The organism is Blastococcus sp. MG754426, from assembly GCF_021699055.1.
GTDB lineage: Bacteria > Actinomycetota > Actinomycetes > Mycobacteriales > Geodermatophilaceae > Blastococcus.
This window is the reverse complement of record NZ_SSXC01000203.1, coordinates 1-285: the sequence shown is the minus strand read 5'-3', so window position 1 is coordinate 285 and position 285 is coordinate 1. Positions and strand designations below refer to the sequence as shown.

The window sequence follows — 285 nt, the reverse complement described above, 5'->3', positions numbered from 1 at the left end:
GCCACCGCTCGGCGGTCAGCTCCGCCGGCCGGGTCGTGGGTGGCAGGCCCTCCTGGCGGAGCCAGCGGACGCCGGCCGTCCCGGGCAGCTGCGCCCGCAGCAGGGCGCCCAGCGGGGCGGACGGCGAGGCGAGGACGGCGTGGGTCAGCCGGTCGAACGCCGCGGCCTCGCCCTCGGGCAGCGCGGTGCGGGCGCAGCTGCCCGGGACGGCCGGCGTCCGCTGGCTCCGCCAGGAGGGCCTGCCACCCACGACCCGGCCGGCGGAGCTGACCGCCGAGCGGTGGC

1 protein-coding gene is annotated in these 285 nt (G+C 82.1%); it reads right to left on the bottom strand.

Going from position 1 to position 285, the window contains the following annotated elements; translation table 11 throughout:
- Nucleotides 1-285 (bottom strand): hypothetical protein (locus E9549_RS22970; protein ID WP_236828908.1); only part of this gene is annotated, 285 nt, incomplete at both ends.